Source organism: Desulfonema magnum (assembly GCF_017377395.1).
GTDB lineage: Bacteria > Desulfobacterota > Desulfobacteria > Desulfobacterales > 4be13 > Desulfonema_C > Desulfonema_C magnum.
The window spans coordinates 1,616,807-1,629,568 of record NZ_CP061800.1; the positions used below are offsets into that span (position 1 = coordinate 1,616,807).

The 12,762-nt window shown below is 44.1% G+C and carries 8 protein-coding genes; 7 read left to right on the top strand and 1 reads right to left on the bottom strand.

Annotated elements, in window-relative coordinates; genetic code table 11:
* Window positions 1–37 precede the first annotated feature (37 nt).
* The 7 genes from dnm_RS06485 to dnm_RS06515 all read left to right on the top strand — a co-directional run bounded on the left by dnm_RS06485 (window position 38) and on the right by dnm_RS06515 (window position 11,806).
* On the top strand, window positions 38–4,447 hold the full coding sequence (locus dnm_RS06485; protein ID WP_207681869.1) for a response regulator: 4,410 nt from the start codon (window positions 38–40) through the stop codon (window positions 4,445–4,447).
* Window positions 4,448–4,951: 504 nt separating this feature from the next.
* Window positions 4,952–7,420 (top strand): hypothetical protein, encoded by a 2,469-nt coding sequence (locus dnm_RS06490; protein WP_207681870.1) that lies wholly within the window; start codon window positions 4,952–4,954, stop codon window positions 7,418–7,420.
* Window positions 7,417–8,016 carry an RNA polymerase sigma factor gene (locus dnm_RS06495; protein WP_207681871.1) on the top strand — a complete coding sequence of 200 codons (600 nt, stop codon included), beginning with the start codon at window positions 7,417–7,419 and terminating at the stop codon, window positions 8,014–8,016. Before dnm_RS06490 ends, dnm_RS06495 begins: the two co-directional genes overlap by 4 nt.
* 125 nt (window positions 8,017–8,141) lie before the next feature.
* Window positions 8,142–8,846: a zf-HC2 domain-containing protein gene (locus tag dnm_RS06500; protein ID WP_207681872.1), complete on the top strand. Its 705-nt coding sequence runs from the start codon at window positions 8,142–8,144 to the stop codon at window positions 8,844–8,846.
* On the top strand, window positions 8,824–10,707 hold the full coding sequence (locus tag dnm_RS06505) for a CHAT domain-containing protein (RefSeq protein WP_207681873.1): 1,884 nt from the start codon (window positions 8,824–8,826) through the stop codon (window positions 10,705–10,707). The genes dnm_RS06500 and dnm_RS06505 overlap by 23 nt, the downstream gene beginning before the upstream one ends.
* Window positions 10,708–11,352: 645 nt before the next feature.
* Window positions 11,353–11,574 (top strand): hypothetical protein, encoded by a 222-nt coding sequence (locus tag dnm_RS06510; protein ID WP_207681874.1) that lies wholly within the window; start codon window positions 11,353–11,355, stop codon window positions 11,572–11,574.
* A gap of 67 nt (window positions 11,575–11,641) precedes the next feature.
* Window positions 11,642–11,806 carry a hypothetical protein gene (locus dnm_RS06515; RefSeq protein WP_207681875.1) on the top strand — a complete coding sequence of 55 codons (165 nt, stop codon included), beginning with the start codon at window positions 11,642–11,644 and terminating at the stop codon, window positions 11,804–11,806.
* Window positions 11,807–11,942: 136 nt separating this feature from the next.
* On the opposite strand, the gene nudC is transcribed toward dnm_RS06515, so the two are convergent.
* On the bottom strand, window positions 11,943–12,755 hold the full coding sequence (gene nudC / locus dnm_RS06520) for an NAD(+) diphosphatase (protein ID WP_207681876.1): 813 nt from the start codon (window positions 12,753–12,755) through the stop codon (window positions 11,943–11,945).
* Window positions 12,756–12,762: the final 7 nt, after the last annotated feature.

Here is a 12,762-nt window from a genome sequence, read left to right on the forward strand (position 1 = left end):
AAATTCTCAATATTCAATTCCAAAAAGGATATTGCCGATGAACCGTTTAATTCAAATAGAGAGCGATAAAATCGTCAGACAAATTTCCCTGAAAAAGAATGAATATAGCCTGGGGAGAGGGGCGGAAAACAATATTGTCTTCTGTGCCAATAAAGTATCTCGCCTCCATGCTATGCTCATCAAAGAAGGAGACAGCTATCATATTATTGACAAAGATTCCGCAAATCATGTATTTGTCAACGGCGAACAAGTAAAAAAAAGGAAACTGATGTCCGGAGATGAAATCAACTTGTCCACCGAAGTGACTTTGCTTTATCTGAATGAAAATGACGCAGATAAAAGAATTGCTGAATTCCTGAACCATATATGGAATGCTCTCAGTAAAAAGGATTTTTTACGGTTAAAAGCGGTCACCAATCGCATTATTTCTCTGGACAGCCTGGAGAACATCCTGAACATTGTACTCAGAGAAGTGGTTAAACTGGTGAAGGCAGAACGGGGATTTATCGCTCTGACCAGTGAGGAAGGAGAAGTCCTGACAGATACCAGTGTGGTTTACAACATTCCTCTGGCCCGGGAGGGCATCAGAAGTTCCATGTTTTCCCACTCAACTGTCCGGCGAGCCATTCAAAACAGGGAAAATGTATTTATCCTAAGCCCCGGAGATGACGAAAAGACGCTTTCTCACAGTATTATATCGCTTGAACTTCAGTCTGTGATGTGTTCTCCTTTGCTTTTCGGTGACAGGCTGGTGGGTATCTTATATGTGGATTCCGGGTATCAGCTCCCTGATTTTAACGAAACCGATCAGCTTTTTTTCACCATCCTCGCGGACCACGCGGCCATTGCTATTGAAAACGCGAAACGCTACAATCAGGCGCAAAAATCTGTCCGTCATCTGAGTGAAGAGTTTCATGCAAGTGAGGAACGATATCAGCACATATTGGAAGCCGCTCCTGACTCGATCATCATCGTCAGAACCCAAGATGGCCATCTGGTTCAGGTGAACGAGGCATTTTGTAAAATATTCGGTTATTCCGGAGAAGAGGCGCTGTGTAAGACCCTTCTTGAACTGAAATTTTTTGTAAATCAGGAAGATATGGAGCATATTGTTGGCAAGGTCAGAGAAAAACAAGAGATAAAATACTTCGAAGTCCGGGCCAGAAGAAAAGACAGCACTGTTCTGAATGTTCTCATTTCAGCACGGTACATAAGGCTGGCTGATGAAGACTGCATGGTTATGATCGCGACAGATATTACAGTGCGAAAGAAAGCAGAGGAGTCCTTGCGCCTTGACGAATCCCGTCTTGAGGCCCTGTTGGAACTCAGCCGGATGACAGATGCCTCTCTGGAGGCGATCAGGGATTTTGCAATTGAAAAAGCAGTGCAGCTCACGAAAAGCGAAATCGGCTATATCGCGTTCATAAACAAGGACGAAACGGTTTTCATCATATCGTCCTGCTCGAAAAAGGTCAGGGAACAATGCCCGGAAAGCAAAAAAACCATGGTTTATCCTGTGGAAAAGGCAGGGTTGTGGGCAGAAGGGATAAGACAGCGCCGACCTGTTATTATCAATGATTATGCCGCCCCGGACCCGCTTAAAAAAGGGTATCCGGAAAATCATATTCCGATAATCCGTTATATGAGTGTTCCTTTGTTCGAAGGGGAGCGAATCGCACTTCTCGCGTTGGTGGGAAACAAGGCGGACGAATACGACGAATCCGATGTCCGTCAGATCACACTGATGATGGAAGGTATGTGGCGGATGATTCATCACAAGGAGGCCGAGGAGTCGCTTCACAGGCTGAATGAGGATCTGGAGCGGCGGGTGGTCAGACGCACCGCACAGTTGGAGATTGCCAACCGCCACCTCGGAGAAGCGGTGAAACAGGCTCATGAACTGGCACGGGAAGCGGAGGCGGCCAATATTGCCAAAAGCGAATTTCTCGCGAACATGAGCCATGAGATACGCACCCCCATGAATGCCATCATTGCCACCTGCGATCTCGCCATAAGTGTTGATCCTCACCGCAAACAGCGGGAATATCTGAATATCATCCGCACGTCTGCCAGATCGCTTCTGGGACTTATCAATGATATTCTTGATTTCTCCAAAATTGAGGCGGGCAAACTTGATATAGAGAACGTGCCGTTTTCACTGAGAGAACTTGTGAGAGAAGTCTGTGATATTTTCTTTGAAAAAATATCCGAAAAAAACACTGAACTGATTGTGGATATTGCTTCCCACGTGCCCAGACTGATCATTTCGGATCCCTTCCGCATTCGGCAGGTGCTTACAAATCTGGTTGCCAACGCGTTCAAATTCACAGATAACGGCGAGATATGTATTCGGTGTTCAGTGGCCAGCCATCCGTTTTCAGGGAACACCGGACAGTTGTCAATAACGGACTATTCGGATAAGTGTTCGGACCTGGCTGACAATTCCGAGGTGACAACGGATAACGGCGCATTGTTTTTTTGTGTCCGGGATACCGGTATTGGTATTGAGCCGGAAGCTCAGGAAAAACTTTTTGATGCCTTTATACAGGCAGACGGCTCGGTCACCAGAAAATATGGCGGCACAGGTCTGGGACTGGCCATCTGTAAGAAAATTGTGAACATGATGGGCGGCGATATTTGGGTGGAAAGCAAACCAGGCGTGGGCAGTTCCTTTTATTTTACGGTAAAATTCGAACCTGTCCCTTCTGAGATCACATCCTCCGGCTCCTGGAACGGGTATCTCAAACAAGGAGAAGCTGAAACCCGGGGCCAGGACGACACAGAGAAATTGAAAAACCTTAATGTCCTTGTGGTCGAGGATAATGTAACGGTATTGTCTGTTATAGGACAGTTCCTTGAATCTTTTGGGTGTCGGACGGTGACAGCCCGTTCGGCCGAAGCAGCTTTGGTGATTTATGAAGAAAGGAACAAAGAATACAAAAAAGGGAATTTTTTTGATCTGATTCTCATGGATTTTAAATTATCCGGCATGGACGGCATCACAGCATCGCAAATAATAAAAAATGACAACCGTGTCAAGGCACCGCCAATTATTATCATCAGCGGCTATATCCGGGAAAAAGATATCCGCCGCGTCAAGGAGGTCGGCATTGAAAGCTATCTCATCAAACCGATTCATGAGTCATTGCTTTTTAACACGATCTTGGAGATATTCGGATATAAAAGCATTGCTTCCCCAAAAAATAATGCTGATATTGTCTGTTCCGAAGCGTTTTCGGATGTCCGCGTGCTGCTTGTCGAAGATCACCCGATTAACCGAAGGGTTGCCACTGAAATTATGGAAAAGGCAGGCATTTCAGTAGATACAGCAACAGACGGCCTTGAAGCCATAAAAGCAATACAAAGAAAAAATTACGACGCGGTTTTTATGGATGTCCAAATGCCCAATATGGACGGAATTGAAGCAACTAAAGCCATTCGGGAACTTGAAACTGGAAACTGGAAACTTGAAACTGGAAACTGGAAACTTGAAACTGGAAACTGGAAACTTGAAACTCGGAACTCGGAACTGGAAACTCGAAACTCGGCACTCGGCACTCGGCACTCGGAACCGGAAACTCGGAGCCAGTTTCCAGTTTCCAGTTTCCAGTTTCAAAAAACCCCCATCATTGCCATGACCGCCCACGCCATGTCCGGTGACCGGGAAAAATGCCTTGAAGCCGGAATGAATGATTACATCGCCAAGCCCATTGACCATAAGAAATTGTTTGCGGTGCTGAAAAGAAATATTTCACGAATACAGGATAATGATAAATCGGACCCTCCTGTTCCATCTTCCCCCCGCCGCATGTCAGGAGTGCCGGGTCTGGATATTGAGGAAGGTATCAGGCGGGTCGGAGGATCATGGAAAGTGTATGTTGATATTCTCAAAGATTTCTGTAAGATTGAAAAAAAGTTTGTTTTTGAGTTTCAATACCTTATCAAAAAAAAGGCGTTCAGAATGGCCCAAATAAAGGCTCATGCGCTGAAAGGGGCGGCCGGCAATCTTTCAGCAACAGACCTTGAAACGGCCGCAAAAGCTTTGGAACAAGTGTGTGAAAGTGAAAACGAAGATATTATACTGAACAGGCTGATTTTCGTGGAATATGCTTTTATACAGATAATGGAAAGTCTTCTCATCTTAACAGCTAATGAAAATTATACTGCTGAACTTTCTGAAAATAATAATAATATTTATGAGTCGTCAAATTTTACCGAGATATTTGAAAAGCTTGACAAGGGGCTTCAGAATTTTGACCCGGTGGAGTCAGAACATCAGCTCCTGGATCTTTTTTCCGCGCTTAATGAGGCATATTTCATCTCCGAGGACATTAAAGCAGAGATGGAAAATTTAGAGCAGATGATTAATGATTACAATTTTGACGGGGCCAGAGAAATATTAAAAAAGCTTACTGAACATATAGAAAATACAGTCAGAAAAATTTAACAATGGCAATCCATGGCCTGTTGCAACACATTGCATTGCAACATTTTGGACGGGGTTGGCAAATCCATACGCATCAGGCTAAAGATGCCGCACGGCAGAATCATCAGGCTAAAGATGCCGCACGGGGTTTGCAACCCCGTGCGAGATATTTTCCGGATCACCGCTGATCAATGTTTCGGACGGGGTTGCAAACCCCGTCCGGCAGAAAATAAAGATGCCGCACGGGGTTTGCAACCCCGTGCGAGATATTTTCCGGATCACCGCTGATCAATGTTTCGGACGGGGTTGCAAACCCCGTCCGGCAGAACAATGTTTCGGACGGGGTTGCAAACCCCGTCCGGCAGAAAACCCCGTCCGGCAAATTTCTCCCTTTCCCTTTTTAAAAATAATATATCATTTCAAGTTGTTATAATGTATAAAAACCAAAGTTATTTTTTTTAAAAAACATATGTGTATTAAAAATTACTTTTCTTATGTATTTGGTTATTAAAAAGGATGGAAAAGTTGAAATTTAATACAGGGATAATCAGAAATATATTATGTTTTTTTATCTTGACGGCTCTGATGCTGTTATGGGGCTGTGCAGTGCCCTCGGGTCCTGTCTGTAAAAAGAACGAAAAGAACTATTGCAAAACCGCTGAAAGGTTTACAGGACAATGGTATGATTATTACAAGCGCGCGCTGTCCTGTATGGAAGGAAAATGTTATCCTGAAACGATTTCCGAGCTGAAGCAAGCAATAAAAAGGCGGCCCGGAGAAAAGAGATGGGCCAATACCTACGGAATGCATTTCATGGATTATTTTCCCCATCGGGAAACCGGCATTGCTTATTATTTCATGGGAGACTATGAAGCTGCCAAACCCGAACTGGAATTTTCCATTGAACAGGAAGCGTCTGCAAGGGCCAATTTTTATTTGGACAAAGTACGCATGCGTATCATGCAGCAAAAAGAATTGGAACCGGGTACCCCCTCGATTTTCATAATATCTCCCCCTTGTTCCCACGCTGAAGCGTGTAAACCAGAAGATGAGGGAGAAACCCGTTTCGGAACATCTGAACCAGAGAGTCAGATCGAAGCCTCGGGGAATTCTCAGGACGGAGTACAGGAACCAGAGAGGAATTCCCAGACTGAGGCAGCAGAAGCAGAGGAAAACAGGGCATTGCAGAAACCGCGGGGAGGATGTGATGAAAGATGGATCCGGGATGATCCGGTCATTATCTCAGGAACAGCAGAAGATAAACAATATGTTTCGGAAATTATGCTGTCAGGCAAACCCGTTTTCATGGAAGCATCTGAACAGCGGGTGACGTTCAGGGAAGAACTCACCTTAAATCAGGGCACACATAAAATTAATATTACTGCCCGAAATCTTCTGGGCGGTGAAGAACAATGCGCTATTATTCTTCATGTTGACAGGTCCGGCCCGGTCATTCTTATAGAATCGTTCCGTGCCGGTAAGATACAAGGGCGTGTCCTTGATGAATCCGGGATAAGTTCTTTTTTTACAGAAACTCACGGAAGCCATGAAGATATTCCGAGAAAGACAGACGGATCTTTTACAGTATTCCTGAAATCCGGCACAACAGATGCAATCCTTGTGGCCAGGGACAGATTGGGAAATGAAACAAAGGCGGCAATAACAGCATACACAAATGCGGAAAACAAGTCTCCGATGCTGCTTGCCCAGAACGGCATAAGAGATTCCCGTCTGCATTCATTTTCAAAGGACAAAGACAGACCGGAGATCATGCTGAAAGGATGGCCGGATCAGGCGACTGTTTTCAAAAAAAATGTTGATATTGAAGGACAGGCAGAAAGCAGAAGCAATATCAGAGAACTGAGCATACAGGTGGAAAACTGGAAACCGGAAACTGGAAACTGGAAACTGGAAACTGGAAACTGGAAACTGGAAGCTGGAAACTGGAAACTGGAAACTGGAAACTGGAAACTGGAAACTGGAAACTGGAAACTGGAAACTGGAAACTGGAAATCCAATGACCAAGTTTCAAGTTTCAAGTTTCAAGTTTCTTTCAATCAGTCCGTGGGTCTGGGGTTGGGGAAAAATATGGTGACCATCAGGGCAACGGATGCGTCCGGCAGGACAGGCACAAAAAAAATATTCATTACACGAAAGATTCCCAGTGTACTACAATCAAAATACCGCTATGCAGTCAAAATGTATCCGTTCGATGACTTTGAACGGACCAGGGAAACAGACAGCTTTCAGCGATTTTTCTTCAGTTTTCCTGTGTTTTGGAATCGTTCCCAGGTCATGGGAAAAGAAAAGCGGGCCTGGTTTCAGCATTTTTTATTCATGAGTTTCAGAAGCCGGAGCCGTTTTCAGGTGATGGAACATGAGCAGTTGAAAATGATTTTCCAGGAGTATGAGCTGGATACGGTGCCTCAGACATCCCAAGTGCCGCATGCTCCCGGAACCCCGCCTGAACGCTCTGAATATCATCAGGAAAATTTGAAAATGCCCCATTCTCTGCTTTTGGCTGACACATCTGAGGACGGAAACGGAATTGAAGTTATCGCACGCCTTATTGACATCAGAACATCCGAGATATTGGCAGTCAAAGATGTCTATGACGAATCCAAAGACCGTGCCGCATTAAAATCCATGGCAGAAAAACTCTCTGAAAAATTTCACAGGGCGTTTCCTCTGACAGATGGCATTATCACGGACAAAAAAAAATTTTTCCTACCGTTCCCAAAGTCCGGCTTAAAAGCAATGTCCCCGGGTGACTCATTTCCGGATTCTGATTCGGAAACAGCACCCAAAGTAACAGAAGGATGGCCGGTGATCATATATCGTGAAAAAACGCCAGCACGCAATTCTGCCACAGGCAGACGCTTTGGTTCTGATACCGATATTATTACTGACGCGAGCATGGGAAAAGATGATACTGTGGTTATAAGCGATCAGGATGTTGAAATCAGAGCAGGAGACAGGGTCATAACCCGATGAAAAAAAAGAAACAGGAAAAAGAACAGAAAATTCTGAATGAATTCAGACGCTATGGTAAAGCAGACAAACTCGTTCAGGAATATTGGAACCTGGTTTATTTTACGGTTCGGGAAACATTAACTTTTCATAAAGTGCCTTATACCAATGAGGACCTGGATGATCTGCGTACCGAAGTCTTTCTTCAGATTTTTAAAAATGATTATCGCAGGCTGAGACAGTATGATCACAGAAAAGGGCTCAGTCTTTCAGGATGGATCAAGCTGATTGCAAACCAGACAACCCTGAATGAAATCAAGAAAAAAGGACTGCTTGACCTGAGAAAAAAGAATTTTCAAATGCCCATTGAGGAACTCAAAGAAGCACTGACACAGGATGAAGAAGAAAGGCTGGATGCCAGAGAGGAACTGAGATTGGTTATGGGGGCAATGGAAAAGCTGTCTCCGCGTGATAAGGAAGTTTTAAGACTGCATTTTTTGGAATGTCGTTCATTAAAAGAAATTGCCGCTTCAATGGATAAATCTTATGGAACCGCCTCTACCATTGTATCCAGGGCAAAAAAGAGACTAAAAAATTTGATAATGGAAATCAGAAATTAGAAAACAGATAACCGAATTCCGAGTTCCGAGTTCCGAGTTTCAAATTTCAAGTTTCAAATTTCTTTTTATGTATAAAAATTGGTGTTGTAGTGTATAATATATAAAGAGAGAGGAGGAAGAGGACTATGGCAACACCATGTATAGATTTTGATATGCTTGCGAGCTATTTTGAGGGCAGTCTTTCTGATGAGGACAAGGTCCGAATGATGGCGCATCTCGCAGAATGTCATACATGTCTTGAAAAATTTGCGAGTGCGAGCAGTATCATGAAAAATAGGAACTTGGCTGAATGGAAACCAGCATCAGAGGAGGTTGCCCGACATTTTCTGAAACATCTGAGCCTTCCGGAGATTGTTCGGGAACCTCCGCTGCATTCAGGATTATTTTATGAGCTTAGGAGATCGTCCCGGGATTTGATCACCAGTTTTTACAGACGGATTGCCGTATTTGTAGCGAATTTATTCCGACAACCCGTGTCCGCGTATGCCCCGGTTCGGTCACATGCGGTATCATCCCCGGATGATATTTGTTTAACAAGGAAAATTGATGATCTGGAAACAGAGGTTTATATCGAAGAGTTGGAAAATGACAAAGCCACGATAAAAGTGAAAGTCGTTAATGACGGTAAAAACGGAAAGAATATCAGCCTCACATTGATAAAGGACCGCTGGAAAGTTTTCGCGCGTAACCTGAGAAATGATTTTGTGCGCTTTGAGGACATCCCTCCCGGATCCTATCAGTTAATTTTAGAGCAGAACGGCTTTGAAAAGGGAAGCTGCTTTTTTGAAATCAGTGAGGATGGGCTGTATGAAAAAGACAATCTATCTTGAAGCGACTTTGGATAAGGATTTCCTGAAGATCGGCATTCATGTTCCGGATCGTCCCCTGTGGACTTATGAAGAAGTATCCGCATCCATGGAAAATGTTGAGAAACATTGCCGTAAAATGGTGGAAACCCTGAACAGAAAAAGCAGAAAAGGAGGAGAAGTTTCTGACGCGGGGGAGAATCTCAAAGCCGTGGGCCGGATGCTGTCTGACGATTTGCTGACACCGCGTATTAAAGAATATCTTGAAATAAGCACTGCTGATTATCTGATTTTAAGCCTTGATGATCATCTGGTTCATATTCCGTGGGAACTGCTCTATATCGGCGATGATTTTCTTTGTCAGCGATTCAACATGGGCAGATATGTCAAAACCCGGCAGAAAGTCACCGAGAACAGTCATCGGAAGCTCTCAGGCCCGTTGGAGATGTGGATATTGGCGAATCCCGGTGGCGATCTCCCCAGTGCCCTTTCAGAAGGCATGAAGATATTCCGCTATACGAACCAAATGAATCAGGAGGAGATGGTGGTAAATCCTTCTCTTGATTCCGACATCAGACCGGATCGCATCAAATTAAAAATCAAAGATTACGATTTTGTTCACTTCGCGGGACATGCGGATTATAATCCGCATGACCCCGGAGTGAGCGGATGGAAACTCACAGACGGTGTCTTCAAGGCGGATAAGATTCATAAAATGGCCGGCGGCGCGCCAATGCCGGCCCTTGTTTTTTCCAATGCCTGTCAGTCTGCCCGTACCGAAGAATGGGAATGGAAAGAAGAACTATCCCCGTTCTCAGATTCGGGTCAGGGAAAGGGAGATAAAAATGGTTCTTTCGGGCTTGCCAATGCCTTTTTGTTCGCGGGGGTGAGGCATTATGTGGGGACGTTCTGGGAGATAATGGATGAGCCGAGCAGTCATTTTGCGCTTGAATTTTATAAACACCTGCTCGCCGGTGACACCGTGGGGGAGGCCATAAAAAAAGCCAGACTGACACTGATAGAAGAATACGGGGCAGATTCCATTGCCTGGGCAAGTTATCTTTTGTACGGAGATCCGAGATTCAGCTATTTTGGTCAGAATGAGGAAGCAGAAGAGCCGGTAGAATTCGAGTCATCTGTTATTCCGGCCCCGCGGGATAACAGCAGAAAGCTGAGAACTTCCGGGACTTCAAAAAAAATACCAAAACCAGAAGATGCGAAAAGATACGGGCCGGCCGATGAGCATAAGCAAAAGAAGGTGAGGAACTGGCTGATTGCTTTTTTTGCCTGCATTTTTCTGGTATTCGGAGGATTTTTAAGCTATGTCAGCATAACTGAATCGCTCCGGCTTGAGAGAACGAGATTTATGGCGGAGGAAACAGGGAAAAAACAGGAGCGAATCTGTCATCTGATTGAGAAATTCAGAGAAATAACTCCGAGTCCTTCCCCTGATGAATTCTCTTCTGATGAATTGCCTCTGACCCTTGCAATCGTATATGATTCAGTAAAAAGTGCATATTCCCAAGGAAAAGAAGGTTTTATTTCCTCTGCCATCGCAAAAGAAATAAAAAATAAATACCCGCATATTAAATTGCTGGAACGAAAGCAGTTCCATATCGTACTGGAAGAATTAAATCTGGCCTTGTCTCCCCTGGTTCCCATGGGCAGGAAATTGCAGCCCAAACTGCTGAACGCAAAACTCATTCTGTTCATTGAAACTGACAGAACCTTTTTTGAATCTTTTGTCCTAATGCGGCTTATTAATACGGAAACAGGTGAATCTGTTGCTTTTTCGATAAAAAAATTGGAAAGCGGCGGGCTCGCGTCTCAGAATCTTTCTGAAGATATTTTGAAAACTTTGAAAGAGCGTTATCCGAAGAGTTGAAACTTAAAACCCGTAACCATCAGCAGATCGAAAAGTTTTCGGGAAAAAAAGGAGTGCAAAAATAGAGCGAAGCGGTTTTTTGCAGAAAATCGAAAAGTCTTCGGAAAAAAAGGAGTGCAAAAATAGAGCGAAGCGGTTTTTTGCAGAAAATCGAAAAGTCTTCGGGAAAAAAAGGAGTGCAAAAATAGAGCGAAGCGGTTTTTTGCAGAAAATCGAAAAGTCTTCGGGAAAAAAAGGAGTGCAAAAATAGAGCGAAGCGGTTTTTTGCAGAAAATCGAAAAGTTTTCGGGAAAAAAAGGAGTGCAAAAATAGAGCGAAGCGGTTTTTTGCAGAAAATCGAAAAGTCTTCGGGAAAAAAAGGAGTGCAAAAATAGAGCGAAGCGGTTTTTTGCAGAAAATCGAAAAGTCTTCGGAAAAAAAGGAGTGCAAAAATAGAGCGAAGCGGTTTTTTGCAGAAAATCGAAAAGTCTTCGGAAAAAAAGGAGTGCAAAAATAGAGCGAAGCGGTTTTTTGCAGAAAATCGAAAAGTCTTCGGAAAAAAAGGAGTGCAAAAATAGAGCGAAGCGGTTTTTTGCAGAAAATCGAAAAGTCTTCGGAAAAAAAGGAGTGCAAAAATAGAGCGAAGCGGTTTTTTGCATTCCCTGTGTGCAAAAAACCGCTTCGCTCTATTTTTGCACTCCGGAAAAAAATCTGAGTCAACAGCTTGCAAAAAACCGCTTCGCTCTATTTTTGCACTCCGGAAAAAATCTGAGTCAACAGCTTGCAAAAAACCGCTTCGCTCTATTTTTGCACTCCGGAAAAAAATCTGAGTCAACACCGTGCAAAAAACCGCTTCGCTCTATTTTTGCACTCCGGAAAAAAATCTGAGTCAACAGCTTGCAAAAAACCGCTTCGCTCTATTTTTGCACTCCGGAAAAAAATCTGAGTCAACAGCTTGCAAAAAACCGCTTCGCTCTATTTTTGCACTCCGGAAAAAAATCTGAGTCAACAGCTTGCAAAAAACCGCTTCGCTCTATTTTTGCACTCCGGAAAAAAATCTGAGTCAACAGCTTGCAAAAAACCGCTTCGCTCTATTTTTGCACTCCGGAAAAAAATCTGAGTCAACACCGTGCAAAAAACCGCTTCGCTCTATTTTTGCACTCCGGAAAAAATCTGAGTCAACAGCTTGCAAAAAACCGCTTCGCTCTATTTTTGCACTCCGGAAAAAATTGGTCGTGCAGCAGTCCGGCCAGATGCTACCTGCTTTCAAGAAACCAGTCAATCAGTTGTTTGGCAATACTGCCCCACCCTGGCAGACGCGGGAGATTATCAGCGTCAAACCAGCCTGCGTCTGCGATTTCAACTTCATCAACTCTGATTTCACCACTGGCATACTCTGATGTGAATCCGATCATCATGGAATTTGTATATGGCCAGGACTGGCTGCCAAAGTAGCGTATATTCTTCACTTCAATGCCGACTTCTTCCCTGATCTCCCTCCTGACGCATTCCTCAAGGGACTCCCCTAATTCCACATAACCGGCAATCACACTGTATAATTTGGTGGGAAAATGGTTTGCCCGGGCAAGGAGTATCTGGTCATTTTTTGTTATGGCGACGATAATGGCAGGTGAGATACGGGGATAGTTCACAAGACCGCATTCAGGACAAATTTTAGCCCGCTCATCATGCTTTTTTTCAGTGGAAGCACCGCAACGGCTGCAATACTGATGCGTCTGGTCCCATTTTACAATCTCAAACCCGAGTCCGGCAATTTTGTAAAAAGTCTCCTCCATTAATCCGAACAGTCTCCGCAAGCCCAGAAAAGACATTCCATCAGGCTCAGGCGCACCATCTGGCAGCTCCGCGGAATAGCAGGGATGTCCGTTCAATGTTCCGAGATATTGTTTGCGTATCGGCTCCAGATTGAATTCTGCCAGGTCTCTGATCCATGGAACAGCCACTGTTTCGTCAGCCTGCTCAACCAGAAGTTTATGTTTAGAAAAAGCAAACCACCAGGCTGGTTCAGTTTGTTCTGTCGGTTCCAAGTTTGAAGGTATAAAATCCATAAAAAAT